The sequence below is a fragment of the Ancylobacter sonchi genome (assembly GCF_018390695.1).
Classification (GTDB): domain Bacteria; phylum Pseudomonadota; class Alphaproteobacteria; order Rhizobiales; family Xanthobacteraceae; genus Ancylobacter; species Ancylobacter sonchi.
Genome location: NZ_JAHBGF010000011.1, coordinates 188,727 through 214,897 on the forward strand (window position 1 = coordinate 188,727; position 26,171 = coordinate 214,897).

Annotated in this window: 21 protein-coding genes; 14 read left to right on the forward strand and 7 right to left on the reverse strand. The window is 66.2% G+C overall.

From position 1 onward, the window contains the following. Positions 1-9 precede the first annotated feature (9 nt). Both oxlT (KHC28_RS04335) and oxlT (KHC28_RS04340) read right to left on the reverse strand, forming a co-directional pair. A complete protein-coding gene (oxlT, locus tag KHC28_RS04335; protein WP_214007098.1) occupies positions 10-1,326 on the reverse strand; it encodes an oxalate/formate MFS antiporter in 1,317 nt (438 codons plus the stop codon). Positions 1,327-2,184: 858 nt separating this feature from the next. Then, positions 2,185-3,483: an oxalate/formate MFS antiporter gene (gene oxlT / locus KHC28_RS04340; protein WP_214007099.1), complete on the reverse strand. Its 1,299-nt coding sequence runs from the start codon at positions 3,481-3,483 to the stop codon at positions 2,185-2,187. 448 nt (positions 3,484-3,931) lie between these two features. Between oxlT (KHC28_RS04340) and KHC28_RS04345 the strand changes: the two genes are divergently transcribed. The 5 genes from KHC28_RS04345 to frc (KHC28_RS04365) all read left to right on the forward strand — a co-directional run bounded on the left by KHC28_RS04345 (position 3,932) and on the right by frc (KHC28_RS04365) (position 10,816). After that, positions 3,932-4,633, forward strand: a complete 702-nt coding sequence (locus KHC28_RS04345; protein ID WP_214007100.1) for a GntR family transcriptional regulator — start codon at positions 3,932-3,934, stop codon at positions 4,631-4,633. Positions 4,634-5,133: 500 nt separating this feature from the next. Beyond that, positions 5,134-5,859, forward strand: coding sequence for a GntR family transcriptional regulator (locus tag KHC28_RS04350; protein WP_214007101.1), 726 nt, complete (start codon positions 5,134-5,136; stop codon positions 5,857-5,859). Between the two features lie 262 nt (positions 5,860-6,121). Continuing rightward, a complete protein-coding gene (oxc, locus tag KHC28_RS04355) occupies positions 6,122-7,864 on the forward strand; it encodes an oxalyl-CoA decarboxylase (protein WP_214007102.1) in 1,743 nt (580 codons plus the stop codon). Between the two features lie 172 nt (positions 7,865-8,036). Further along, positions 8,037-9,314 carry a formyl-CoA transferase gene (gene frc, locus KHC28_RS04360; protein ID WP_214007103.1) on the forward strand — a complete coding sequence of 426 codons (1,278 nt, stop codon included), beginning with the start codon at positions 8,037-8,039 and terminating at the stop codon, positions 9,312-9,314. A gap of 251 nt (positions 9,315-9,565) precedes the next feature. Further along, a complete protein-coding gene (frc, locus tag KHC28_RS04365) occupies positions 9,566-10,816 on the forward strand; it encodes a formyl-CoA transferase (RefSeq protein WP_214007104.1) in 1,251 nt (416 codons plus the stop codon). A 338-nt stretch (positions 10,817-11,154) separates the two neighbouring features. On the opposite strand, the gene KHC28_RS04370 is transcribed toward frc (KHC28_RS04365), so the two are convergent. Then, positions 11,155-11,952 (reverse strand): hypothetical protein, encoded by a 798-nt coding sequence (locus KHC28_RS04370; protein WP_214007105.1) that lies wholly within the window; start codon positions 11,950-11,952, stop codon positions 11,155-11,157. A 105-nt stretch (positions 11,953-12,057) separates the two neighbouring features. Further along, complete coding sequence (locus KHC28_RS04375; RefSeq protein ID WP_214007106.1) at positions 12,058-12,876, reverse strand: IclR family transcriptional regulator; 819 nt, start codon at positions 12,874-12,876, stop codon at positions 12,058-12,060. A 331-nt stretch (positions 12,877-13,207) separates the two neighbouring features. On the opposite strand from KHC28_RS04375, the gene gcl reads away from it, so the two are divergent. The 8 genes from gcl (at position 13,208) to KHC28_RS04415 (ending at position 21,814) form a co-directional block, all read left to right on the forward strand. After that, a complete protein-coding gene (gene gcl / locus KHC28_RS04380) occupies positions 13,208-14,974 on the forward strand; it encodes a glyoxylate carboligase (RefSeq protein WP_214007107.1) in 1,767 nt (588 codons plus the stop codon). A 233-nt stretch (positions 14,975-15,207) separates the two neighbouring features. Then, on the forward strand, positions 15,208-15,993 hold the full coding sequence (hyi, locus tag KHC28_RS04385) for a hydroxypyruvate isomerase (RefSeq protein ID WP_214007108.1): 786 nt from the start codon (positions 15,208-15,210) through the stop codon (positions 15,991-15,993). A 40-nt stretch (positions 15,994-16,033) separates the two neighbouring features. After that, complete coding sequence (locus tag KHC28_RS04390; RefSeq protein WP_214007109.1) at positions 16,034-16,924, forward strand: 2-hydroxy-3-oxopropionate reductase; 891 nt, start codon at positions 16,034-16,036, stop codon at positions 16,922-16,924. A gap of 369 nt (positions 16,925-17,293) precedes the next feature. Then, entirely contained in the window at positions 17,294-18,271 is a 978-nt protein-coding gene (locus KHC28_RS04395) for a 2-dehydropantoate 2-reductase (RefSeq protein WP_214007110.1), read from the forward strand. 11 nt (positions 18,272-18,282) lie between these two features. Beyond that, a complete protein-coding gene (locus KHC28_RS04400) occupies positions 18,283-19,056 on the forward strand; it encodes a fumarylacetoacetate hydrolase family protein (RefSeq protein ID WP_214007111.1) in 774 nt (257 codons plus the stop codon). A gap of 99 nt (positions 19,057-19,155) precedes the next feature. Further along, complete coding sequence (sucC, locus tag KHC28_RS04405; RefSeq protein ID WP_214007112.1) at positions 19,156-20,355, forward strand: ADP-forming succinate--CoA ligase subunit beta; 1,200 nt, start codon at positions 19,156-19,158, stop codon at positions 20,353-20,355. Beyond that, positions 20,355-21,251 (forward strand): succinate--CoA ligase subunit alpha, encoded by an 897-nt coding sequence (sucD, locus tag KHC28_RS04410; RefSeq protein ID WP_214007113.1) that lies wholly within the window; start codon positions 20,355-20,357, stop codon positions 21,249-21,251. The genes sucC and sucD overlap by 1 nt, the downstream gene beginning before the upstream one ends. 230 nt (positions 21,252-21,481) lie before the next feature. Continuing rightward, on the forward strand, positions 21,482-21,814 hold the full coding sequence (locus tag KHC28_RS04415) for a YciI family protein (protein ID WP_214007114.1): 333 nt from the start codon (positions 21,482-21,484) through the stop codon (positions 21,812-21,814). A 39-nt stretch (positions 21,815-21,853) separates the two neighbouring features. Here the strand turns inward: KHC28_RS04415 and KHC28_RS27655 are convergent, their stop codons facing one another. The 3 genes from KHC28_RS27655 to KHC28_RS04425 form a co-directional block, all read right to left on the reverse strand. Then, positions 21,854-21,985: a hypothetical protein gene (locus KHC28_RS27655; RefSeq protein ID WP_281419069.1), complete on the reverse strand. Its 132-nt coding sequence runs from the start codon at positions 21,983-21,985 to the stop codon at positions 21,854-21,856. 188 nt (positions 21,986-22,173) lie between these two features. Next, the gene (locus tag KHC28_RS04420; RefSeq protein WP_214007115.1) at positions 22,174-23,622 is read right to left on the reverse strand and encodes a hypothetical protein; all 1,449 of its coding nucleotides are present in this window, start codon (positions 23,620-23,622) and stop codon (positions 22,174-22,176) included. 27 nt (positions 23,623-23,649) lie between these two features. After that, a complete protein-coding gene (locus tag KHC28_RS04425; RefSeq protein WP_214007116.1) occupies positions 23,650-24,945 on the reverse strand; it encodes an adenylosuccinate synthase in 1,296 nt (431 codons plus the stop codon). 296 nt (positions 24,946-25,241) lie between these two features. Between KHC28_RS04425 and KHC28_RS04430 the strand changes: the two genes are divergently transcribed. After that, positions 25,242-26,129, forward strand: a complete 888-nt coding sequence (locus KHC28_RS04430) for a VOC family protein (protein WP_214007117.1) — start codon at positions 25,242-25,244, stop codon at positions 26,127-26,129. Positions 26,130-26,171: the final 42 nt, after the last annotated feature.

The following is a 26,171-nucleotide window of genomic DNA, read 5'->3' on the forward strand; positions in this document are numbered from 1 at the left end:
GAATGCGGATCAGGCGTGCGCCGAGGCGGTACCTGCCGTCGCCACCGGACCGGTGGAGGACTTGGCGACATGGTTCGCCAGCGTCTTCGGCAGCAGCGTCACCGCGAGGAAGGCGGCGAACAGGTCCATGGCGGCCACGGTATAGAGCACGCTCGACCAGGTGCCGGTGGCTTCCATCAGGAGGTTGCCGACCGGCACGAACAGCGCGCCGATGCCCTTGGCGCAGTAGAGCACGCCGTAGATCTTGCCGATGTGCTTGGTGCCGAAGGCGTCGCCGGCCAGCGCCGAGAACAGCGAGTAGACTTCGCCCCAGGCCAGGAACACCACGCCGGACAGGATCAGGAACGCCCACGGATTGTGGCCGAAATAGCCGAGCGCGATGATGCCGACGCCTTCGAGGGAGAAGGCGATCACCATGGTCTTCTCACGGCCGATATGGTCGGAGATCCAGCCGAACAGCGGACGCGAGATACCGTTCATGATGCGGTCGAGCATCAGGGCGAGCGGCAGGGCGGCCATGGTGAAGAAGTACAGGTTGACCTTGAACTCCTTCACGCCGAGGTCCTGCGCGATGACGCCGAGCTGGGCGACCGCCATCATGCCGCCGGTGACGACGCAGGTGAACATGAGGAGCATCAGCCAGAACAGCTTGGTGTTCAGCGCTTCCTTCAGCGTGTAGTCGCGACGGCTCTGGTTGAGCTTCTCGGACGCCTTGACCTGGCCGGCCTTCGGCGACTGGAGGAACCAAGCGGCGACGAAGGCGAGACCGCCCTGCAGCAGGCCGAAGAAGAAGAAGGTCTCCTGGAAGCCGGCGCTCTCGATCATCGAGGCGATCGGCAGGATGGTGGCGGCCGAGCCGGCGCCGAAGCCACCCGCGGTGAGGCCGACGGCGAGACCGCGGCGATCCGGGAACCACTTCAGGGCGTTGTTGATGCAGGTGGCGTAGATGCAGCCGACGCCGATGCCGCCCACCGCCGCGCCGACATAGAAGCCGGTCAGGCTGGCAGCCTGCGAATTGAGCACCCAGGCCGCGCCGATCATGATCGCGCCGAAGGCGACCATCACGCGGGGGCCGAACTTGTCGATGAAGTAGCCTTCAATCGGCGCCAGCCAGGTCTGCACCAGCACGAAGATGGTGAACGCGATCTGGATCGAGGCGCGTTCCCAGCCGAAGGTCTTCTGGATTTCGGGAACGAACAGCGTCCACGCGTACTGGATGTTGGCGGTCGCCACCATGCAGACGATGCCGACGATCAGCTGGAGCCAGCGCCTGCTTTCGGAAAAATCCTTACCCGGCCCGAGGGCCGCAGTGGTTGGGGTAGCCATCGAATTCTCCTTGAACGATTTCTTCCGCTTTAGGGTCCGGCAGGCGCCGGATTTGCTGTTGTTGGACGCCCCGGCCACGCGTGGCCGCCAGGACGACAGAGTCGACCGGATCGCCCGCCGGACATGCCGTCCGGGCGCCGATGCCATGTGCAGGATGTGGCGGGAGGTCGGGACAGCGCCCGGCTCGCCTCGACGTCTAGCGACGCGAGGTACTGAGCCGACGATGGGGCGCCATTGACGTGGACATGCCCATGAACGTTCTCCTCTCCCGAATGCACCCGCCGTTGACCGGCCTTTTCGGTCGCTCCGTTCTGGCAACGGGCGCCGGCGTTTCTGCTTGGCCGTGGACGGCGCTGCGTCCTCCCACGGCAACCGCCCTTGCGGGGCGGACAATCGTTTCGGGTGGTGGCCTCTTTTCTCGCGCCACAGATGACGCAAGGTACCCAGCCAGACCCGTTAAGAGAGCATCATAATCCACAATATTATGTATGCCAATCTCATTTTGACGTTTATGTCGCAGGTATCCGTTAGAGATATTTGCAAATATACTTTTTTATATTGAGAATTATATGGAAATTCAAGCATCGATATTTCCAGATATACATAGTTATATTAAAATTATATCGAAATATAAATGACACACTCTAGGTCATTTTCACTGAATAACACATTCACAGAGACATAACGCAGCGTCACAAAATGGCGGCGAATGCCTTCGTTTCGCCTCGATCAACCGCCGCATCTCCTAACGTCAATTTTGAATCGTTCGCGAATGAGCGGGCCTATGGCACAAACAAAAAGGGCGCGCCTCGCGGCGCGCCCTCAAAAGGACTGAAGAAACGGTGGTCGGCGGGCCGATCACTCGGCGGCGACGGCCCCCAGCTTGGCAGCCTTGGCCGCTTCGGCGTGCGAGCGGCGCAGCGGCTTCAGGATCACCAGCGCCATGATGGCGGCGATGATGTTCAGCGCGGCGGCGGTCACGAACACCGCGTGCCAGGAGCCCGTCATGGTGGTGATGATGCTGGTGAACGGCACGATGATCGCCGCAGTGCCCTTGGCGGTGTAGAGCAGACCGGCATTGGTGGTGGCGAACTTCGAGCCGAAGGCGTCGCCGCACATCGCCGGGAACAGCGAGTAGATCTCGCCCCAGGCGAAGAAGACGAGGCCGGTCAGGATGACGAACAGCACCGGGTTGGAGCCGAACACCGACAGCGCGTAGATGCCGACGCCCTCGATGGCGAAGGCCAGGAACATGGTGTTCTCACGGCCGATATGGTCGGATACCCAGCCGAAGAACGGACGGGTCAGGCCGTTCAGCACGCGGTCGATCGCAGCGGCGAAGGTGAGCGCCGGCAGGGTGATGCCGATCAGGCTGACCGGGATGTCGGCGATGCCGAAGTCCTTGGCGATCGGGCCGAGCTGGGCAGTCGCCATCAGGCCGCCAGCGGCCATCATGACGAACATCGCGTACATCACCCAGAACAGCGGGGTGGTGAGCATCTCCTTGGGCGAGAAGTCACGGGCGGTCTGGGCGACCTTGGAGGCGACGTTCACGGCGAAGGCGGCGATCTGCTCCTTCTTCGGCGCGATGAGGAACAGGGCGAGCACGGTGATGACGATGCCCTGGCCGATGCCGAAATACAGGAAGGCCGCCTCGTAGCCCTGATTCTTGATCATGTTCTGGATCGGGATGACGGTCAGCGCCGAGCCCGCGCCGAAGCCGGCGGCGGTGATGCCGGCGGCGAGGCCGCGACGATCCGGGAACCACTTCAGCGAGTTGCCGACGCAGGTGCCGTAGACCGCGCCGGCGCCGATGCCGCCGACGGCCGCGCCGACATAGAGCATGGTCAGCGAGGCGGCATAGGCGTTGATGACCCAGGCGAGGCCGCACATGACGCCGCCGAACAGCACCACGATGCGCGGGCCGTACTTGTCGACGAACCAGCCCTCGACCGGCACCAGCCAGGTCTCGGTAACGATGAAGATGGAGAAGGCCACCTGGATGGCGGCGCGATCCCAGCCGTGACGCTCCTGGATCGGGTTCACGAAGAACGTCCAGCCGTACTGCATGTTGGCGATCATGCACATGCAGATCACACCGAACACGAGCTGCAGCCAGCGTGTCTTACTCAGAGATGACGTAACGGCAGTTGTCATGGCTTCCTCGAACGTTTCCAAACGTAATGGGTCGGCTGAACGCCGTCTTGTTATTGGTTCTTCCGTATAGTCCGGGCTGCTAACGCCACGTGAGCTGACGGATCGGAAGCACGTATACTACGAATTTTCGGTTATGCAAAATTTTGCATACCAGCAATGCGCAATTTTTTTCTCTAGGTAATGACGCAACGTAACATTCCGTAAGGTAATTACTTAACGTCAACTTGGTGCCGTCTCCACGTCGAAGGCGCCGACGCCGGGCAAGCCAGTGCCGTTCCCGCGCCTGGGCGGGCGTCGAAGTGCGCATTGCATCGGTGGCCTGTGGTATACGATGATCCAGTGCGATCATTCTTCCGGAAGATTCGCGCGCTCCGGCAACGGTCTCGACACCGATGCCGCTCCCGTTCCGCTCAGGAGCGGCCGCACAAGCCTAGACGAGGGAATCGCCGTGGAAGCCGCCGACACTCAAGCCCGCCTCAACATCACGCCCCTCGCCGCCAATACCAGCCTGCGCGCCCTCGCTTATGACGCCATCAAGAAGGCGATCACCGAGATGGACCTGTACGGGCAGGACAACGAGATCCGGCTCGATGAGCGGCAGTTGTCGCAGGACCTCGGGGTCAGCCGGACGCCGATCCGCGAGGCGCTCACCGTGCTGGAGCAGGAGGGCTTCGTGCGCTCGGTGCCGCGGCGCGGCATCTTCGTGGTGCGCAAGTCCAAGCGCGAGATCATCGACATGATCATCGTCTGGGCGGCGCTGGAGAGCATGGCCGCCCGGCTCGCCGCCACCCGCGCCAGCGATCGCGACCTCGCCGAGCTGCGCGACGTGTTCCACGATTTCGAGGCCGAGGCGCCGGCCGACCACATGAACGAGTATTCCGACGCCAATATCCGCTTCCACCAGACCATCATCCGGCTGTCGGGCTGCGAGATGATCGGCGAGATGACGGCGAATCTGTTCATCCACATCCGCGGCATCCGCGCTGTGTCGATGCGGCAGGAGAATCGCTCCGAGCGTTCGCTGCAGGAGCATCGCGCGATCATCGCCGCGCTCGTCGCCCGCGACGTCGATCTCGCCGAGCGGCTGGTCCGCGAGCACACGCTCGGCCTCGCCGCCCATGTGGAAAAGCACGGCAAGTTCCTGACCTGACCCTATTCCGGGAACGCGCCGCCCTGCTTCGGCGCCGCCGGCGTGACCGGCGCGCCTTGTTCGATGCCTGAAACGGTATCATTGGGTAGAAAACTGCCGGAACGGCAGGACCTCGCGCAGCGTCTCCTCTCAGCTTCGTGAAAGCCGCCCGTCAGCCGCCGCGCCGGCCTCCCGCACACGCTGAAGCCCCGTTAGCGAAAGCACGGATTTCCGCCATTTCCGGCCCGGCAGGCCCCTCTGGCGCGAACATTTCGTTCCCTCAGGCAGCAAAGTGTTCAGGCGCACTCGCCATACGACTTCCGTCGTGGTATATTGCATACGCAACGATGGAACGCAGGATGCCAAGGCCTCTTAGAAGGCTGATCCATCGAGAGAAATGGTTATGGGATGGAAGCGCCGCGGTCTCCGCGGGGACGGGGATCGCCGATTGACATGCTGGTATTTGGTATGCCAAATTTCGACGAAATCCGCGGCGGGCTCGTCCCGGTGAGGGTTTTGTCGTGAATACGAAGGCAGCGTTGAACAAGAGATGGCAGAGCGGCGACAATGGCTTGGCTATTGAGCGTCTGCCGGCAAAGGAGAGCTTCAAGAGCAGGGCTTATGCCGCTCTGAAGGAAGCCATCACCAATATGAACATTTACGGCTCGGACGAGCCGTTGCTGCTCGACGAGCGGGACATTTCGGAGCGCCTTGGCGCGAGCCGCACGCCGATCCGCGAAGCGGTGGCGATGCTGGAGCAGGAAGGCCTGCTCAGGGCTGTGCCGAGGCGGGGTATTTTGGTGGTTCGCCGCACCAAGGCCGAGGTCATCGAGATGATCGAGGCCTGGGCGGCGCTGGAAAGCATGGCGGCTCGCCTCGCGACGGCTCGCGCGAGCGATGAGGCGATCGCCGAACTGAGGGCGTTTTTCAAGGAGTTCGATCTGAACCGGATCGAGCGCGAACGGTGCGACGAATATTCGACCGCGAATATCGCGTTCCACCAGGCGCTGATCCGGCTGAGCGGCTCCTCTCTTCTCGCGGCGATGACGGACAACCTGTTCTTTCATGTACGGGCCATCCGCCATCGCACGATCTTCGAGATGGACCGGGCGCAACGTTCGGCGTCCGACCATCTCGAAATCATCCAGGCTATCGAGGCGCGGGACGCAGACCGCGCCGAGCGTTTGGTTCGTGACCATACGCTCCGGCTGGCGAGGCATGTCGAGAGCCACGTGAACCTTGACTAGAGCGGAGGACCGGCCACGGCCGGTTCGCCGACGGGACATGTCGAAGACATGGGATGTGAAGGCATGGGTAAGGAAGCGATGCACGCGGAACGCAGGCCGGCAGGTTCGCCGGTTGCTGATCGCCTGCCGGAAGACCGCCGCCGGGACGGCGCGGTTCGACGACGACGCTCCCTCATCCGGCCCGGCCCTGGCTCCGATGGGCCCCAGACTCTGGTGATGATCTTCAGAAACGGTGCAGACAAGATTTCCGGGAGGAAGCAGGATGTCCGCAGTAGCACAAGTAATTGATACGAACTCGGCCCTCGAGACCGAAGTGGAGCTGACGGACGGCTTCCACCTCGTCATCGACGCGCTGAAACTCAACGGCATCGACACCATTTATGGCGTGCCGGGCATCCCGATCACCGACCTCGGCCGCATGGCGCAGGCCGAAGGCATCCGGGTCATCTCGTTCCGCCACGAGCAGAACGCCGGCAACGCCGCCGCGATCGCGGGCTTCCTCACCAAGAAGCCCGGCATCTGCCTCACCGTCTCGGCGCCCGGCTTCCTCAACGGCCTGACCGCGCTGGCGAACGCCACCACCAACTGCTTCCCGATGATCCTCATCTCCGGCTCGTCCGAGCGTGAGATCGTCGACCTGCAGCAGGGCGACTACGAGGAGATGGACCAGCTGGCCATCGCCAAGCCGCTCTGCAAGGCCGCCTTCCGCGTGCTGCACGCCGCCGACATCGGCATCGGCGTCGCCCGCGCCATCCGCGCCGCGGTGTCCGGCCGTCCGGGCGGCGTCTATCTCGACCTGCCGGCCAAGCTGTTCTCCCAGGTGATGGACGCCGAAGCCGGCGCCAAGTCGCTGGTGAAGGTCATCGACGCCGCTCCCGAGCAGCTGCCCGCCCCCTCGGCGGTCGAGCGCGCCCTCGAGGTGCTGAAGTCGGCCAAGAAGCCGCTGATCATCCTCGGCAAGGGCGCTGCCTATGCCCAGGCCGACGAGACCATCCGCGAGTTCGTCGAGACCTCCGGCATTCCGTTCCTGCCGATGTCGATGGCCAAGGGCCTGCTGCCCGACACCCATCCGCTGTCGGCCGGCGCTGCCCGCTCCACCGTCCTGAAGGACTCGGACGTCGTCCTGCTCGTCGGTGCCCGCCTCAACTGGCTGCTGTCGCACGGCAAGGGCAAGACCTGGGGCGACGCCCCGAAGAAGTTCATCCAGGTCGACATCGAGCCGAAGGAAATGGATTCCAACGTCGAGATCGTGGCGCCGCTGGTCGGCGACATCGGCTCGGTGGTCTCCGCCCTGCTCGACGGCGTGAAGGCCGGCTGGACGGCTCCTTCCGATGCGTGGATCGGTGAGATCAAGGCGCGCAAGGAAGTGAACATCGCCAAGATGTCGCAGCGCCTGCTCAAGAACTCCACCCCGATGGACTTCCACTCGGCGCTCGGCGCGCTGAAGCAGGTGATCAAGGAGCGTCCCGACGCGATCCTTGTCAACGAAGGCGCCAACACGCTCGACCTCGCCCGCGGCGTGATCGACATGTACCAGCCGCGCAAGCGCCTGGACGTCGGCACCTGGGGTGTGATGGGCATCGGCATGGGCTTCGCGATCGCTGCGGCGGTCGAGTCCGGCAAGCCGGTGCTGGCGGTCGAGGGCGACTCGGCCTTCGGCTTCTCCGGCATGGAGGTGGAGACGATCTGCCGCTACAACCTGCCGGTCTGCATCGTGGTGTTCAACAATAACGGCATCTATCGCGGTCTCGACACCGACCCGACCGGCCGTGATCCCGGCACCACCGTCTTCGTCAAGGACTCGCGCTACGACAAGATGATGGAGGCCTTCGGCGGCGTCGGCTACAACGCCACCACGCCGGACGAGCTGAAGCGCTTCGTCGACGAGGCGATGAACTCCGGTCGCCCGACCCTCATCAACGCGGTCATCGACCCGGCGGCCGGCAGCGAGAGCGGCAACATCGGCAGCCTCAATCCGCAGAGCGTCGTCAAGAAGAAGAGCTGACACGACTGACGCCCTTTCGAGCCATGCGGGTTCTGGCTCGAAAGGGTGACGGCACTATCAAGATGGACGGTGGGCGGCCAATGGGGTTTCAATCCTCGGCCGCCCCTCGCCTCCCCCAAAAAACGACAGCATCGGCGCAAAAGCCGGGCACCATATTTGGAGAGGGAACCTCATGGGCAAGGCACTGGACGGCGTCCGCATCCTCGATTTCACCCATGTTCAATCCGGCCCGACCTGCACACAGCTGCTGGCTTGGTTCGGCGCCGACGTCATCAAGGTGGAGCGTCCCGGCGAAGGCGACGTGACGCGCGCGCAGCTGCGCGATGTCCCGAACGCGGACAGCCTCTATTTCACCATGCTGAATTCGAACAAGCGTTCGATCACGCTGGACACCAAGAATCCCGAGGGCAAGAGCATCCTCGAGGAGCTGGTGAAGATCTGCGACGTGATGGTCGAGAACTTCGCCCCCGGCGCGCTCGATCGCATGGGCTTCACCTGGGAGCGCATCCAGGAGCTCAATCCCCGCATCATCCTCGCCTCGGTGAAGGGTTTCGGCCCTGGCCCCTTCGAGGACTGCAAGGTCTATGAGAACGTCGCCCAGTGCACCGGCGGTTCGGCCTCGACCACCGGCTTCCGCGACGGGCTGCCGCTGGTCACCGCCGCCCAGATCGGCGATTCCGGCACCGGCCTGCACCTCGCGCTCGGCATCGTCACCGCGCTCTACCAGCGCACGCTGACCGGCCGCGGCCAGAAGGTGCTGTGCGCCATGCAGGATTCGGTGCTGAACCTGTGCCGCGTCAAGCTGCGCGACCAGCAGCGCCTAGAGCGCGGCCCGCTGCGCGAGTACAGCCAGTTCGGCGAGGGCATCCCGTTCGGCGACGCGGTTCCCCGCGCCGGCAATGATTCGGGCGGCGGCCAGCCGGGGCGCATCCTGCGCTGCAAGGGCTGGGAGACCGATCCCAACGCCTACATCTATTTCATCACCCAGGCGCCGGTCTGGGGGAAGATCTGCGATGTGATCGGCGAAGGCGACTGGAAGACCGATCCCAACTACGCGACGCCGGCCGCCCGCCTGCCGCATCTCAACGAGATCTTCACCCGCATCGAGGCGTGGACCATGGCCCACACCAAGTTCGAGGCGATGGAAATCCTCAACAAGTGGGACATCCCCTGCGGGCCGGTGCTCTCCATGAAGGAGATCGCCGAGGACCGCTCGCTCTACGACACCGGGACGCTGGTGGAGGTCGACCACCCCACCCGCGGCGCCTACCTCACCGTCGGCAACCCGATCAAGCTGTCGGACAACGACGTGGTGGTGGAGCGCTCGCCGCTGCTCGGCGAGCACACCGAGGAGATCCTGGCCCAGGTGCTCGGCTTCGACGGCGAGCGCATCGATGCCATCAAGGCGTCGGGTGCGGTCGGCGAGCCGGTGCGGCTGGCGGCCGAATAGCCGGGAGACGAATTTGCGCGGGGCCCGGAGGGCTCCGCGCCGCGAGACCTGAGGTGGCGAGAAGAAGTTGTGAACGGCCGGTCGCCGGCGGTTCGATATCGACGCACCACCTGGGACGTATTCCGCCGGTCCGCCGGCGGAGACGGGGAGACGGAGGCTCCTGATACCTGCGCGGGTAGGAGCTTAGTTCTACGGCACGCTCGGGAGAGCCGTCGTGCCGAGCGAAACCGATTGAAGGGAAGTCGACAACGATGTCTAAGCCGCTTGAAGGTATAAAGATCATCGATTTCACCCACGTCCAGGCGGGTCCCGCCTGCACCCAGCTTCTCGCCTGGTTCGGCGCCGACGTGATCAAGGTTGAGCGCCCCGGCGCGGGCGACGTCACGCGCAGCCAGCTGCGTCATGTGAAGGACGCCGACGCGCTGTACTTCACCATGCTGAACTCCAACAAGCGCTCCCTGACGCTGGACACCAAGACCCAGCAGGGCAAGGAAGTGCTGACCAAGCTCATCAAAGAGTCGGACGTCATGGTCGAGAATTTCGGCCCCGGCGCGCTCGATCGCATGGGCTTCACCTGGGCGCACATCCAGGAGCTCAACCCGGGCATGATCCTCGCCTCGGTGAAGGGCTTCTCGGAAGGCCACGCCTATGAAGACCTGAAGGTGTACGAGAACGTCGCGCAGTGCGCTGGCGGCGCCGCCTCCACCACCGGCTTCTGGGATGGCCCGCCGACCGTGTCGGCCGCCGCGCTCGGTGACTCGAACACCGGCATGCACCTCGCCATCGGCATCCTCACGGCGCTGCACCAGAAGATCAAGACCGGCAAGGGCCAGAAGGTCGCCGTGTCCATGCAGGATTCGGTGCTGAACCTCTGCCGCGTGAAGCTTCGCGACCAGCAGCGCCTCGACGCCCTCGGCTATCTGGAAGAGTACCCCCAGTACCCCCACGGCGAGTTCTCGGACGTGGTTCCGCGCGGCGGCAATGCCGGCGGCGGCGGCCAGCCGGGCTGGGTGCTGAAGTGTAAGGGCTGGGAGACCGACCCGAACGCCTACATCTACTTCACGGTGCAGGGTCATGCCTGGGCGCCGATCTGCAAGGCGCTCAACAAGCCCGAGTGGATCGACGATGCGGCCTACAACACCGCCGAAGCCCGCCAGGACAAGATCTTCGATATCTTCGCCTTCATCGAGAACTGGCTGTCGGACAAGACCAAGTTCGAGGCCATCGACATCCTGCGCAAGTTCGACATCCCCTGCGCGCCGGTGCTGTCGATGAAGGAGATCGCCAACGACCCGTCGCTGCGCAAGAGCGGCACCGTGGTCGAGGTCGATCACCCGAAGCTCGGCAAGTACCTGACCGTCGGCTCGCCGATCAAGTTCTCGGACGTCGAGGTCAGCATCACCGCCTCGCCGCTGCTCGGCCAGCACACCAATGAAGTGCTCGCCGACCTCGGCTACTCGCAGGAAGAGATCGCCGCCCTGCACGACGCCAAGGCGGTCTGACGCGTCGCGGCTTTCCGTGAGCGTTTCGGCCGGCGGCACCCTGCCCCGGCCGTCTTGAGGATCGGCGGTGCGCGCGCCCCTGGTGCCGTGCCGCCCACGAGCCTCCCGGAGCGGAACGCTCTGGCGACTGCACCGGCCGGTTCACCCGGCACGAACGGTCACCTGACGTTCGGTTCCTCCTAGGCGACTGAGCCGGCGCACCCCGGAGAGCCGGGGCGCCGGCTTATTTTTTGCGCCCTGCCCTCTCGGGATTCCCGCACCCGAAATTCCCGCCCCATCGCCGTGCCTGGCGGACCTCAACTCCCGGCGGCCTCAGCTGCCCTCCCCGGGGACCTTTCTCACAGCGGAGGCAACAGCACCGGCTCCAGGATCGGCATCCGCGTCGGCGTCGCATGGGGAAAGCGCAGTTCGACCGTGCCCCCGCCCGAACCGTCGACCGATGCGGGCGCGCCGCACTCGATGACCGAGGCCGGCATCGGCTCCAGCGTGTAGAGGAAGCAGGTCGGCAGCACCGAGGGCAGCCCCTGTCGCGCGAGGGCGGAAAATCCACTCGGTATGAACGCCTTTTCGCGCTCCGGCGCCGCGAAAGTGGCCGGCGCGATGGACGAGGCGCCGGCAGCGCAACGCCGGCTCACTGGAAACGCCTCCCAGCGATGCATCACGGCGGCCGGCTCGCTGAGGGTGGCGAAAGGCAGGATGCGCGCACCGGCCGCGGCTCCAGCCGCCAGTGCCGGCCGGGCCTCCACGACATCGAGGGCTGGGGCGAGAGCGGCCACTCCGCCGGCACCATCCTGCTCGGCCAGCGTAGCCTCCTGCCGCTTGTGCCGCCGCTCCTCCCGCCATTCCGGCTGCGGAAACCCGTCCAGGCGGTGTTCGACGCTCAGCTTCGGCACCGGCCAGAGATAGTCGAGCCACTCCTCGAACAGCTCCGCGCGGCGGGGACAGGCCGGGTTCAACCAGGACGCGCGCAGATAGCTCACGCCCTCCACCGGTTCGACCGGCGTGCCGATCTCCTCGACCGCCACCGCTACCACTCCGCCGATCACCAGATAGGCGGCGCGGTCCTGTCCGCCTCTGGCGAGATGCAGCCCCATTCGCCATTCCGGCGCCGCGTCGAACATTTCGGGGTCAGGCACTCTCCAGAGCTTCATCGCACGTCCCGCCGGTTGATCGAACCGACATGACATTACCAATGGTTGCATAACTGGCAACCGGTACGTGCGTCCCGCCCAGCGGAATCGTCACGATCCCGAATAGCGATGGGTCAGCCGCCGCGCCGCCTCGCGCACACGGGCGCCGAGATCGGCGATGCGCTCCGGCGGCATACGCACCGTCGGCGCCGAGATGGAGATCGCCCCCACCGGCTCGTGCCATTCATCCAGCACGGCGGCGGCGACGCAGCGCATGCCCGGCGTGTGCTCCTCGTCATCGATGGAGAAGCCACGCTCGGCGATCTCGGCGAGATCGGCCTGCAGTGCCCTCCGGCTCACATGGGTGTGCTCGGTGAAGCGCTGCAGCTGGTCGCCACCGAGCCAGGCGCGCCGCGCTTCCGGGTTCATCGCCGCGAGGATAGCCTTGCCGCCGCCCGAGGCATGGATCGGCAGCGCGCCGCCGATGCGGAAGAAGGCCCGCACCGCGGCGTGGCTCTCCACCTGCGCCACGCAGATCAAATGCGGCCCGTCGATCATCGAGAGATTGACCGTCTCCCCCACCCCGCCGGACAGCTCGCGCAGCAGCAGGCGGGAAATCTCTGGCAGCTTGCGGATGCGCAGATAGGCCGAGCCGATTCGGAACAGGCCGAGCCCGACCATCCATTGCCCCGTCGCCGGATCGTTGCCGACCAGCCCCCGCCGGTCGAGCGTCGCCAGCAGCCGGTGCACGGTGGAGGTCGGCAGCTCGGCGCGCCGCGCCAGCTCGCTCAGCGTCATGCCGTCGGACAGCGCCAGCACCTCCAGCAGCGAGATCGCGCGGTCGAGCGACTGCACCTCGCCGCCGCTCTCCGTCGCGCCCGAGGAGGAAGGCCGCCCGCGGCGACGAATGCTGGTCACGGCATCGCTCATCTCATCCTCCGCAGGCCACAGCACGGCGGCCGCCGCTTCCTCTGGGTCGCGCTCACCATAAAGGCGCAACTCCGATTTTTTCGCAAATCAGAAATATATCCCGTATTGCGGAAATGGGAGACCCATGGCATGTTTTCCGCGATTTCGGAAATTCATTCCGCAGCACGGAAATTATGTTGCTCCGCAACATTGCCGGCGAAGGATTGAAGGGGAACCGAACCAAGGAAATCGACGTCTCGGCGCCTTGTTTTGCCGGCCCTGCATCGGCGGGGCGAGGCCAGCGCCGCGGGGTCGTCTGTCATGTCGCCGAAGGTGGCGAGGAGGAAATGCCATGGCCAAGATGCGTGCCGTCGATGCTGCTATCCGGGTTCTCGAGAAGGAAGGCGTGACCACCGCCTTCGGCGTGCCGGGCGCCGCGATCAATCCGCTCTATTCCGCCATGCGCGCCCACGGGAAGATGCGCCACGTGCTGGCCCGCCATGTCGAGGCCGCCTCGCACATGGCCGAAGGCTACACCCGCGCCAAGGCCGGCAACATCGGCGTCTGCATCGGCACCTCCGGCCCGGCCGGCACCGACATGATCACCGGCCTCTATTCGGCCGCCGCCGATTCGATCCCGATCCTGTGCATCACCGGCCAGGCGCCGCGCGCGCGCCTCTATAAGGAAGACTTTCAGGCGGTCGACATCGAGTCCATCGCCAAGCCGGTCGCCAAGTGGGCCGTCATGGTCCGTGAGCCCGCGCTGGTGCCGATGGTGTTCCAGCAGGCCTTCCACATCATGCGCTCCGGCCGTCCCGGCCCGGTGCTGATCGATCTGCCGATCGACGTTCAGCTCGCCGAGATCGAGTTCGACGAGGACACCTACGCGCCGCTCGAAGTCTACAAGCCGAAGGCCACCCGCAAGCAGGCCGAGAAGGCCATCGAGATGCTGAACGCGGCGGACAAGCCGCTCATCGTCTCCGGTGGCGGCATCATCAATGCCGATGCTTCCGACCTCCTGGTCGAGTTCGCCGAGTTCACCGGCGTGCCGGTCATCCCGACCCTGATGGCCTGGGGCACCATCCCCGACGACCACGACCTGATGGCCGGCATGTGCGGCCTGCAGACCTCGCACCGCTACGGCAACGCCAACGTGCTGGCCTCGGACTTCGTGTTCGGCATCGGCAATCGCTGGGCGAACCGCCACACCGGCTCGGTCGACGTCTACACCAAGGGCCGCAAGTTCATCCATGTCGACATCGAGCCGACCCAGATCGGCCGCGTCTTCGGCCCGGATCTCGGCATCGTCTCCGATGCCAAGGCGGCGCTGGAGCTCTTCATCGAGGTGGCCAAGGAGTACAAGGCGGCCGGCAAGCTGAAGGACCGCTCAGACTGGGCCAAGGAATGCCTCGGCCGCAAGAAGACCATGCTGCGCAAGACGCATTTCGACAACGTGCCGCTCAAGCCGCAGCGCGTCTATGAGGAGATGAACGAGGCGTTCGGCCGCGACACCCGCTACGTCTCGACCATCGGCCTCTCCCAGATCGCCGGCGCGCAGATGCTGCACGTCTACAAGCCGCGCAACTGGATCAATTGCGGCCAGGCCGGCCCGCTCGGCTGGACGCTGCCGGCGGCTCTGGGCGTCCGCGCGGCCGATCCGGATGCCGAAATCGTCGCGCTCTCGGGGGACTACGATTTCCAGTTCCTCATCGAGGAGCTGGCGGTCGGCGCCCAGCACAAGCTGCCCTACATCCATGTCGTGGTGAACAACTCCTATCTGGGCCTGATCCGTCAGGCGCAGCGCGGCTTCAACATGGATTTCGAGGTCTCGCTGGCCTTCGATAACATCAATGCCGAGGAGAATGCCGGCTACGGCGTCGATCACGTCGCGGTCGCGGAAGGCCTCGGCTGCAAGGCGGTGCGCGTCTCCTCGCCCAACGAGTTCAAGGATGCCTTCAACCGCGCCAAGGCGCTGATGAAGGAGCACCAGGTGCCGGTGGTGATGGAGTTCATCCTCGAGCGCGTCACCAACATCGCCATGGGCGTGGAGATCGACGCGGTCAACGAGTTCGAGGAAGTGCTCGACCTGCCGCTGGAAGGCGCCAAGGAAAACGCGTGAGCGTGCCGCGCGGGGCGCCCGTCGCCCCGTGACGGAGGGCGCAGGCCGCTGCCTGTGCCCCTCAGCGCGCCTCCACACCCCTGCCGGCGTCGGAGGCGCCATGATGCCGGGCCGGTCGCGGCTTAGAGCCGGCCCGCGTCAAATGATTGAAACGAAAACGCTTTCATATCGACCGGACGATCCGCCCGATCGCAATGAGCCCAAAAAATCCTGTCCCTGCCTAGGAGCGGTCCATGCCCCGTTTTGCCGCCAATCTCACCATGCTCTTCAACGAGGTGCCCTTTCTCGATCGCTTCGAGAAGGCAGCCGCGGCCGGCTTCACCGGCGTTGAATATCTCTTCCCCTATGACTTCCCGGTGGAAGAACTCGTCGCGAAGCTGAAGGCCAACAATTTGCAGCAGGTGCTGCACAATCTGCCGGCCGGCAATTGGGGCGGCGGCGAGCGCGGCATCGCCATCTTCCCCGAGCGCGTCGACGAATTCCGCGCCGGCGTCGACAAGGCGATCAGCTACGCCACCGCGCTCGGCTGCCCGCAGGTGAACATCCTCGCCGGCATCGTCCCCGCCGGGGCCGACCGCGAGATTCTGCACAACACCTTCGTGAACAACCTGAAATACGCCGCGCCGCGCATCAAGGAAGCCGGCCTGAAGCTGCTGATCGAGCCGATCAACACCCGCGACATCCCCGGCTTCTTCCTCAACTATACGAAGCAGGCCAAGGCGATCATCGAGGAAGTCGGCTCCGACAACCTGTTCATCCAGTACGACATCTACCACATGCAGATCATGGAGGGCGATCTCGCCCGCACCATCGAGGCGAACCTCGCCCAGATCGCCCATGTGCAGCTCGCCGACAATCCCGGCCGCAACGAGCCCGGTACCGGCGAGATCAATTACGGCTTCCTGTTCAAGCATCTCGACGCCATCGGCTACACCGGCTGGGTCGGCTGCGAATACAAGCCCAAGGGCGACACCGCCGCCGGCCTCGGCTGGATCTCCGCCCTCACCGGCGCCGCCTGATCAACCTTCATTCGAAGTCTAGGACGCGAGGAAAAGAACAATGGCTAACGTAGGATTTGTCGGTCTCGGGATCATGGGCGCGCCGATGGCGGGGCACCTGATCGACGCCGGTCACACGCTGTATCTCTACGACATCAAGCCGGTGCCGGCGGAGCTCACCGGCAAGGGCGGCGTCGCCTGCGCCAACGCCACCGAGGTGGCGAAGAACGCCGACATCGTCATCACCATGGTGCCCGATACCCCGCATGTCGGCGCGGCGCTGTTCGGCGAGGGCGGCGTCGCCGCCGGCCTGACCCCGGGCAAGATCGTCGTCGACATGTCCTCCATCGCCCCGGTGGAGACCAAGGAATACGCCAAGAAGATCAACGAGCTCGGCTGCGATTATCTCGACGCGCCGGTCTCGGGCGGCGAGGTCGGCGCCAAGGCCGCCTCGCTCACCATCATGGTCGGTGGCCCGGAGGCGGCCTTCGAGACGGTGAAGCCGCTGTTCGAGAAGATGGGCAAGAACATCACCCTGGTCGGCGGCAATGGCGACGGCCAGACCACCAAGGTGGCGAACCAGATCATCGTCGCGCTGAACATCCTGGCGGTCGGCGAGGCGCTGCTGTTCGCTTCCAAGGCCGGCGCCGATCCGGCGAAGGTGCGGCAGGCGCTGATGGGCGGCTTCGCCAATTCGCGCATCCTCGAAGTGCATGGCGAGCGCATGGTGAAGCGGACCTTCAACCCCGGCTTCCGCATCGAGCTGCACCAGAAGGACCTGAACCTGGCGCTGAACGGCGCGCGGCAGATGCAGATGTCGCTGCCGTCGACGGCGCTGGCGCAGCAGCTGTTCTCCTCGGTCGCGGCGCATGGCGGGGCGGCGCTCGATCACTCGGCGCTGGTCAAGGCGCTCGAGCTGCTCGCCGGCCATACCGTCGCGCCGGATGCGTGATCGTCTTTCCATATAACCCGGTCCGGTTTCCCGATCGGGATCCGCACCGTTAAATGAGTAAGCATTGCTGCCCCGGTAGTGGAACCCCACTGCCGGGGCAGTCTTTTGATGACATGACGAGACAATTGTTCTGCGATTTACAACGCTTTACACGGTAGACAATACACCACCGTCGCGCTTAACTTGAATCAATGCCGGGAAACTGCCCCCTGCCCGGAACAACCCGACGTAACGGCAGGCGCGACGTTTGCGCACGGGGGTAAAATGAGCCTTGACGAAAGTCGTAGTGTGCCCAATCATGGCATACAAAATACCAGATAATGACGTCCGCGATGTACGGGGGTCGACGCGGACAATGGAGGGAGCCCAATGAAGGTCTGCATTTATGGTGCCGGCGCCATCGGCGGTTATGTCGGCGTGCAGCTGAAGCGCGCTGGCGTCGACGTCAGCCTGGTCGCGCGCGGCCCGCATCTTGAAGCCATGAAGGCCAATGGCCTGAAGCTCATCATCGACGGCGAGGAACGCGTCGAGCACATTCCATGCTCCGACAACCCCGCCGATCTCGGCCCGCAGGATTATGTCATCGTCGCGCTCAAGGGCCATTCGGTGCCGGGCGTGGTCGATGCCATGCAGCCGCTGCTCGGCAACGACACCGCGGTGGTCACCGCCGTCAACGGCGTGCCCTACTGGTACTATTACAAGCACGGTGACCAGCTCGAGGGCCGCACGCTGGAGAGCATCGATCCCGGCGGCAAGCAGTGGGGCGGCCTGCGTCCCGAGCGCGCCATCGGCTGCATCGTCTATCCCGCCACCGAGGTCATCGCTCCCGGCGTGATCCAGCACGTCTATGGCGACAAGTTCCCGCTCGGCGAGCCTTCCGGCGAGATCACCGAGCGCGTGACCAAGCTGTCCGAGGCCTTCGCCGCCGGCGGCATGCGCGCCCCGGTGCTGCCCAACATCCGCGACGAGCTCTGGCTGAAGCTGTGGGGCAACCTCTGCTTCAACCCGATCAGCGCGCTCACCCACGCCACCCTCGACACCATCGCCTCCGACCCCGGTACCCGCGCGGTCGCCAAGGCGATGATGCTGGAGGCGCAGGAGATCGCGGTGCAGTCCGGCATCAATTTCCGCGTCGGCGTCGAGCGCCGCATCGATGGGGCGGGCGCGGTCGGCGCGCACAAGACCTCGATGCTGCAGGATCTCGAGCGCTCGCGCGCCATGGAGATCGATCCGCTCGTCACCGTGGTGCAGGAGATGGGACGCCTCGCTGGCATCCCGACCCCGACCATCGACATCGTGCTGTCTCTGGTGCGCCAGCGCGCCCAGATCGCCGGCTGCTACAACTGAGTTCCGAGTACATGGCACATTGGGTTCGTTTCGAGCGCTCGGGCGTCGCCGGTTTCGGCACGCTCGAGGGCGACGGCATCGCCGTCCACACCGGCAACATGTTCAACGGCGCGCAGCCGACCGGGGAGAGCCTCGCGCTCGCCTCGGTGAAGCTGCTCACCCCGACGGTTCCCACCAAGATCATCGCGCTGTGGAACAATTTCCACGCGCTGGCGGCGAAGCTGAACTCCCCCGTCCCGGCCGATCCGCTCTATCTGCTCAAGGCCGGCTCCTGCCTCACCGAGCCCGGCGCGGAAGTGCGCCGGCCGGCGAGCTATGACGGCAAGGTGGTCTATGAGGGCGAGCTCGGCATCATCATCGGCAAGACCGCGACCAACGTCTCCGAGGAAGAAGCCGACGCGCACATCTTCGGCTACACCTGCGTCAACGACATCACCGCCGCCGACATCATCAACAAGGACGCGACCTTCGCCCAGTGGGTGCGGGCCAAGAGCTTCGACGGCTTCGGCCCGTTCGGCCCGGCCGTCGTCACCGACGTCGACCCCGCGACGCTGGTCGTGCGCACCATCCTCAACGGCGACGAGCGCCAGCGCTACCCGATCAGCGACATGGTGTTCTCGGCCCGCCAGCTGGTGAGCCGCATCTCGCACGACATGACGCTCAATCCCGGCGACCTGATCTGCTGCGGCACGTCTCTCGGCGTCGGCAGCATGAAGGATCCCACCAACACGGTGGAGATCACCATCGAGAGCATCGGTACGCTCGCCAATACATTTGTGCAGTAGCGTCTCGGCGCTGCACCGCGTAATAGAGAAAACGGATACGCCTATAGACGGGAGTGCCGCGCGCGCTCCCGTCCGTCCGGTTGTGGAGGAGCGGGATTTATGAATATCCATGAATATCAGGCCAAGGGAGTGCTCCGCGAATTCGGGGTCCCGGTGCCGAGCGGCGTCGCCATCCTGAGCGCCGACGAGGCCGATGCTGCAGCGGCGAAGATCGCCGGCCCGGTGTGGGTCGTGAAGAGCCAGATCCACGCTGGCGGCCGCGGCAAGGGCAAGTTCAAGGAAGCCGATGCGGGCGAGAAGGGCGGCGTGCGCGTCGTCAAGTCGGCGGCGGAAGCCGCGGCGAACGCCAAGCAGATCCTCGGCAAGACGCTGGTGACCATCCAGACCGGCCCGGCCGGCAAGCAGGTGGGCCGTGTCTACATCGAGGAAGGTTCCGACATCGACAAGGAGTTCTACCTCTCCGCGCTGGTCGACCGCGCCACCTCGCGCGTCGCCTTCGTGGTGTCCACCGAAGGCGGCATGGACATCGAGGAAGTCGCCCATTCGACCCCCGAGAAGATCCACACCTTCTCGGTCGACCCGGCGACCGGCGTCATGCCGCATCACGGCCGCACCGTCGCCCAGGCGCTCGGGCTGACCGGCGACCTCGCCAAGCAGGCCGGCTCGCTGGTTGACAAACTTTACAAGGCCTTCGTCGCCAAGGACATGGCGATGCTGGAGATCAACCCGCTGGTGATCACCAAGGGCGGCGAGCTGAAGTGCCTCGACGCCAAGATCTCCTTCGATTCCAACTCGCTCTACCGCCACGCCGACATCCTGGCGCTGCGCGACGAGAGCGAGGAGGACGCCAAGGAGATCGAGGCGTCCAAGTACGACCTCGCCTATATCGCCCTCGACGGCACCATCGGCTGCATGGTCAACGGCGCCGGCCTCGCCATGGCGACGCTGGACATCATCCAGCTCTACGGTGAGTCCCCGGCCAACTTCCTCGACGTCGGCGGCGGCGCCACCGAGGAGAAGGTGACGGCGGCGTTCAAGATCATCACCTCCGATCCGCAGGTGAAGGGCATCCTCGTCAACATCTTCGGCGGCATCATGAAGTGCGACGTCATCGCGCGCGGCGTGCTCGCCGCGGTGAAGGCGGTCGGCCTCGAAGTGCCGCTGGTGGTGCGCCTCGAGGGTACCAATGTCGAGGAAGGCAAGGCGATCATCCGCGACAGCGGGCTGAACGTCATCCCGGCGGACGATCTCGACGACGCCGCCCAGAAGATCGTCAAGGCCGTGAAGGAGACCGTGTGATGTCGGTTCTGATCACCAAAGAGACGAAGATCATCACCCAGGGCTTCACCGGCAAGAACGGTACCTTCCACTCCGAGCAGGCGCTGGCCTATGGCTCGAAGGTGGTCGGCGGCACCTCGCCGGGCAAGGGCGGCTCCGTCCATCTCGGCCTGCCGGTGTTCGACACCGTCGCCGAGGCCAAGGACAAGACCGGCGCCGACGCCTCGGTCATCTACGTGCCGCCGCCGGGCGCGGCCGACGCCATCTGCGAGGCGATCGCGGCGGAGATCCCGCTCATCGTCTGCATCACCGAGGGCATCCCGGTGCTCGACATGGTGAAGGTGCGCCGCGCGCTTGACGGCTCGAAGTCGCGCCTGGTCGGCCCGAACTGCCCGGGCATCGTCACCGCCGGCGAATCGAAGATCGGCATCATGCCGGCCAACATCTTCAAGAAGGGCAATGTCGGTATCGTCTCGCGCTCTGGCACGCTCACCTATGAAGCCGTGTTCCAGACCTCGCAGGAAGGCCTCGGCCAGACCACCGCGGTCGGCATTGGCGGCGACCCGGTGAAGGGCACCGAGTTCATCGACGTGCTCGAGCTGTTCCTCGCCGACGACGCCACCGAGTCGATCGTGATGATCGGCGAGATCGGCGGCTCGGCCGAAGAGGAAGCCGCGCAGTTCCTCAAGGACGAGGCCAAGCGCGGCCGCAAGAAGCCGATGGTTGGCTTCATCGCCGGCCGCACCGCCCCTCCCGGTCGTCGCATGGGCCATGCCGGCGCCATCATCTCCGGCGGCAAGGGCGGCGCCGAGGACAAGATCGCGGCGATGGAAGAAGCGGGTATCGTCGTTTCTCCGTCCCCCGCGCGCCTCGGCAAGACGCTGGTCGACGTGCTGAACAAGCGCGCCGCCGCCTGATCGCGGCAGCCCGATCACCTGTCCGGGCGCGGTATTCCCGCGCCCGGTAAACATGAAAGCCCCGCTCCGGCTGCCGGAGCGGGGCTTTTTGTTGTCGCGGCCGAAGAGGACGGCACGGCCGGTCCGGGAGCTGGCGCACCGGCACGGAACCACGGCCGCTTCCGGCTCGTTCTCCTTGCGGCCCCCGGGCTTCGCCGCGCCGGTGCGGGCAGCGAGAGGAGGAACCGGCCATGCCGAAATTCCTGACGATCGGATATGGCGACCGGGCGGGCTATGAGCGCCTCGCTCCCGCCCTGCGCGAGGTCGCGCACTCCCATGACGAGAAGCTGCGCCATGATGGCGCCCTGATGGGGATCGCCGGTCCGCCGGTGCAACTGCGCAACCCGGACGCTACCGGGCTGGAAACCTCCGACGGCGCCTTCATGTCGGCGCCGCTGCCGGTCGCCGGCTTCGCGGTGATCGAGGCCGCCGACATGGCGCAGGCAGTCCGCCTGCTCTCCCTCACGCCGTGCGCCGTGGCCCATGGCGTGGTCGAGATCTGGCCGCTGCAGGAAGCCGTGTGAGCGAGGCTCAAACCTGCCCCGCCCGCCGCGATGCGAGGCTCAGATCGGATAGGCTTCCGGCGGCAGGGCGGCGAAATCGGCCTCGGCCGAAAGCGTGTGGGCCATCATGATCGTCAGCCACGCATGGGCGATGATCAGGACCGGCAGGACGGGGAAGACCGTCTCGAACATTGATGCCTCCATGGCGTTGTCTGTTGCAGAGCACCATAATCGAGACATCGTGTATCTGGTCTACCAGATACCAAAACCTACCCATGCGTAAAATGCATAGGTGATCATCCCTAAGTATTAGGGACGCTGCGGAAGGCCGGAAATCGGATGTGAATGGCGGCGACGGGACGGAGACGAGCCGTCCCGCGTCAGTTGCCGTTGGCCGGCGCCGGCTGCTGCGGGCGCAGCAGGCCCCAGGCGGCGAAGGCGGTGCGGAAGGCTTCCTCGCCGGCGGCACCCTTCTCCACCACGAGGATGGCGCGCCGGCCATTCTCGAACACCACCGGCACGTTGAGGAAGCCGCGGCTGAACATCATGCTGAGATTGTACTGCTGCTCGCGCTCGCCGGAGAGTAGGCCGACAAGGAAGTAGCCCGGCGCCACCCGCACGGCGAGGCCGCGCAGCGGGGCGCCCTGCGCGCCTTCCGAGGCCATGGCCTGCAGGCCCGGCACGCTCGACACGTTGCCATAGTCGAAATCAGGCGGCAGCTGGAACTGCACCTCGACGATATGCGAGGCGGGGATATTGGCGTCCGGGTTGCGCCGGATCGTCATCGTCGCCTTGAAGTTCCGGTCGGGTATGTCGATCAGCGCGCGGATGCCGACATCCTGCGCCTGTCCGGTGCCCGGCTGGAAGTTCTCGGTGCTCCAGGTCACCTTGCCGACGAATTGCTGCACGCCCTGGCCGCTGCCGGCCGATTCCTCGAGCAGCATCGCGCGCGGCGCCGCCTGGACCGCCGGCGGCGGGGCGAGCGGCTGCTGGGCGGTCGTCGCCGACGGCGCCTGGGCCACCCGGTCGGTCGACTTCGCGGTCGCCTCCGGTGCCGGCGTGCCGGCCGGCGCCTGCGCCGCCTGCTGGGCCGGGACGGCGGGAGAGGTGCCGCCCTGCGTCAGCCCGGCCAGCCGGCCGCGCTGGGTGTACAGCCCGCCGGCAACCGCCAGCAGCACCAGCGCCGCCACGCCGCCAATGATCAGCCGCTTGCGGCCGGCACGCCCGGCGCTCGCCGATGCGTCGGTCTCGTTGTCGAAGCCGGCATCGTCGTCGAGCAGTTGCGGGCGTTCGGTCCGCTGCCAGAGTTCGTCCTCCGCCTCGCTCTCGCCATCGAGCGCGCGCGGCCGGGGGGCCCGCCCGGAAAACTCCGCCGTCGGCGTGTCGACGGGCGCCGGCGGAACGGCCGGCTGCTCGGACATCGGTATGAACGACTTCGGTGCCGCCGGCTCAGGCTTCGGAGCGGCGGGAGGCGGCGCGGCAGGGTTCTGCGCGGCAGGCTTGGGGGCTTCGGGCTTCGGTGCCGCCGGAGCGGGCGCCGCAGTCTTGGGCGGGGCTGCGACCGGCGCGGGCGCCGGCGGCTCCGGGCGCACCGGCGCCGCGGCCGGCGCGGGATCATGCGCGCCGTAATCGGCTTCCACCCGGCGGATCGCCACTTCCAGGAAATCCTGCTGACGGGCGACGTCCTCCGCCGGCAGGGGCGGATTGACGCCGCTCAGCTGCGCCAGCAGCGCCTTGCGCGCCCTGGCATAGATCGCCTCGCGCGCCTCGCGGCCCTTGGTGGGCTGCTGGTCGATGGCGCGGGCGAGAAGCGGGTAATAATCAGCCATACGCTAAGGGATCACCTATACGGGGTATCAGGCCTCGAAGGGATTCTGCACGAGGATTGTATCATCGCGTTCGGGGCTGGTGGACAGCAGCGCCACCGGGCAACCGATCAGTTCTTCGATACGACGGACATATTTCACCGCCTCGGCCGGCAGGCCGGCCCAGGAGCGGGCGCCGGCGGTGGATTCGGTCCAGCCCTCAATGGTCTCGTAAATCGGCTCGACCCGCGCCTGCGCGTCCTGGCCGGCGGGGAGATAGTCGATCTCCTGCCCGTCCAGCCGGTAGCGGGTGCACACCTTCAGCTCGGCGAAGCCGTCGAGCACGTCGAGCTTGGTCAGCGCGATGCCGTTGATGCCGGAGGTCCGCACGGTCTGGCGCACCAGCACGGCGTCGAACCAGCCGCAGCGACGCGGCCGACCGGTGACGGTGCCGAACTCATGACCGCGCTCGCCGATCTTGCGGCCGATCGCGTCGTCGAGCTCCGAGGGGAACGGGCCCTCGCCGACGCGGGTGGTGTAGGCCTTGGTGATGCCCAGCACATAGCCGATCGCTCCCGGCCCGAGGCCGGAGCCCGTCGCCGCCTGCGCCGCCACCGTGTTGGAGGAGGTCACGAAGGGATAGGTGCCGTGGTCGACGTCGAGCAGCGCGCCCTGCGCGCCTTCGAACAGGATCTTGGAGCCGTGCCGGCGCTCGTCGTCGAGCAGCGCCCAGGTGCGGTCCATATAGGGCAGCACCTTCGGCGCCAGCGCCAGCAGCTCGGCCTTGAGCGCCTCGCCATCGACCGCGTCCAGCCCGAGGCCACGGCGCAGCGCGTTGTGATGGGTGAGCAGCCGCTCGATCTTGGCGCCGAGCGTGTCGGGGAAGGCGAGGTCCATCAGGCGGATGGCGCGCCGGCCAACCTTGTCCTCATAGGCCGGGCCGATGCCGCGCTTGGTGGTGCCGATCTTGGTGCCGGCAGCGGCGGCGTTCTCGCGAATCGCGTCGAGCTCGCGGTGCAGCGGCAGGATGAGGGTGACGTTCTCGGCGATGCGCAGGCGCTCCGGCGTCACCTCGACACCCTGGTCGCGAATGCGGCCGATCTCGTCGATCAGCGCCTGCGGATCCAGCACCACGCCATTGCCGATCACCGACAGCCGCGCTCCGCGCACGAGGCCCGAGGGCAGCAGCGAGAGCTTGTAGGTCTTGTTGCCCACCACCAGCGTATGGCCGGCATTATGCCCGCCCTGGAAGCGGACCACGACGTCCGCCTGTTCGCTGAGCCAGTCGACAATCTTGCCTTTACCCTCGTCGCCCCATTGGGATCCGACGACGACCACATTCGCCACGAGCCGAGCTCCTGATTGCGGCGCGCGAAATGGCACGGGAAGCACCGGGCGCGCACGAAAGGAAACCCGGCGAAGCGATCCGGCCGGGGTGCCCACCTCTTAAGGGATCGGCCGGAGCGAGGCAAGGACATGTCCAACCTTGGACCACCTCCAGAATAGGCCGCCCCCGCCCGGGAGCATCGGACCGGGCCGTAGTGACAGCACGACATTGCAGCCCTGCAAGCGATCCCCGCTTGCCAGCGCGGCAGCGCGGCACGACCTTGTCAGCTGACGTTACCGCATTCCGAGGCCCGATCATGACCGCCCCCACGCTTGCTCCCTCCGCCGGGACCGCTCCCGCCCTTCCCGCGTCGCTGCGCATGGGCGCGGTGCGCCTGCGGGTGCGCGACGGCGCGCGCTCGGTCGCCTTCTACCGCGACGTGGTCGGCCTCACTCCGCTCGGCACCGGCCCGGACGGCGAGATTCGCCTCGGCGCCGGCGGTCGCGCGCTGGTCGAATTGGAGGTGGCGCCGGGCGCGACACCGCGCCCGCGCGGCACCACCGGCCTGTTCCACCTCGCCATCCTGGTGCCGGACCGCACGGCGCTGGCCGTGGTGCTGCGCCGCCTCGCCGCCTACCGCGTCCCGATCGGCGCCTCCGACCATCTGGTCAGCGAGGCGCTGTATTTCGACGATCCCGACGGCAACGGCATCGAGGTCTATCGCGACCGCGCGCGCGCCGAATGGCGCTGGCAGGGCGGCAGCGTCGCCATGGCGACCGAGCCGCTCGACCTCCACCGGCTGATCGCCGAGGCGCCGGCGCTGGTGCCGGTCGAGCAGAAGATGCCGGACGCCACCGTCATGGGCCATGTGCATCTCAATGTCGCGGATCTGGAATCCGCCCGCCGCTTCTATGTCGGGCATCTCGGCTTCGCCATCACCACCGAGAGCTATCCCGGCGCGCTGTTTGTGTCGGCTGGCGGCTATCACCACCATCTCGGCCTCAATGTCTGGCAGAGCCGGCGCGGCGGCCCGGCGCCCGAGGGGTCGGTCGGCCTGGTGCGCTACGAGGTGCTGCTGCCGGAAGCGGAGATCGCCGCGCTGCGCGCCCGCCTCCTCGCCGCCGGCGAGAGCGTTCAGGAAATCGCCGGCGGTTTCGCCGTCGCCGATCCGTGGGCGACGCGCGCCGCCTTCCTCGCCGGCTGAACCGGCGCGACAAAACCACTCAGCCCGCCGACCGGCGCCGGG

Excerpts from the sequence above, each read along its gene's own strand:
- oxlT (WP_214007098.1), bottom strand. The coding sequence starts at position 1,326 with ATGGCTACCCCAACCACTGCGGCCCTCGGGCCGGGTAAGGATTTTTCC.
- oxlT (WP_214007099.1), bottom strand. The coding sequence starts at position 3,483 with ATGACAACTGCCGTTACGTCATCTCTGAGTAAGACACGCTGGCTGCAG.
- oxc (WP_214007102.1), top strand. The coding sequence starts at position 6,122 with ATGTCCGCAGTAGCACAAGTAATTGATACGAACTCGGCCCTCGAGACC.
- frc (WP_214007103.1), top strand. The coding sequence starts at position 8,037 with ATGGGCAAGGCACTGGACGGCGTCCGCATCCTCGATTTCACCCATGTT.
- frc (WP_214007104.1), top strand. The coding sequence starts at position 9,566 with ATGTCTAAGCCGCTTGAAGGTATAAAGATCATCGATTTCACCCACGTC.
- KHC28_RS04375 (WP_214007106.1), bottom strand. The coding sequence starts at position 12,876 with ATGAGCGATGCCGTGACCAGCATTCGTCGCCGCGGGCGGCCTTCCTCC.
- gcl (WP_214007107.1), top strand. The coding sequence starts at position 13,208 with ATGGCCAAGATGCGTGCCGTCGATGCTGCTATCCGGGTTCTCGAGAAG.
- hyi (WP_214007108.1), top strand. The coding sequence starts at position 15,208 with ATGCCCCGTTTTGCCGCCAATCTCACCATGCTCTTCAACGAGGTGCCC.
- KHC28_RS04390 (WP_214007109.1), top strand. The coding sequence starts at position 16,034 with ATGGCTAACGTAGGATTTGTCGGTCTCGGGATCATGGGCGCGCCGATG.
- KHC28_RS04395 (WP_214007110.1), top strand. The coding sequence starts at position 17,294 with ATGAAGGTCTGCATTTATGGTGCCGGCGCCATCGGCGGTTATGTCGGC.
- KHC28_RS04400 (WP_214007111.1), top strand. The coding sequence starts at position 18,283 with ATGGCACATTGGGTTCGTTTCGAGCGCTCGGGCGTCGCCGGTTTCGGC.
- sucC (WP_214007112.1), top strand. The coding sequence starts at position 19,156 with ATGAATATCCATGAATATCAGGCCAAGGGAGTGCTCCGCGAATTCGGG.
- sucD (WP_214007113.1), top strand. The coding sequence starts at position 20,355 with ATGTCGGTTCTGATCACCAAAGAGACGAAGATCATCACCCAGGGCTTC.
- KHC28_RS04415 (WP_214007114.1), top strand. The coding sequence starts at position 21,482 with ATGCCGAAATTCCTGACGATCGGATATGGCGACCGGGCGGGCTATGAG.
- KHC28_RS27655 (WP_281419069.1), bottom strand. The coding sequence starts at position 21,985 with ATGTTCGAGACGGTCTTCCCCGTCCTGCCGGTCCTGATCATCGCCCAT.
- KHC28_RS04420 (WP_214007115.1), bottom strand. The coding sequence starts at position 23,622 with ATGGCTGATTATTACCCGCTTCTCGCCCGCGCCATCGACCAGCAGCCC.
- KHC28_RS04430 (WP_214007117.1), top strand. The coding sequence starts at position 25,242 with ATGACCGCCCCCACGCTTGCTCCCTCCGCCGGGACCGCTCCCGCCCTT.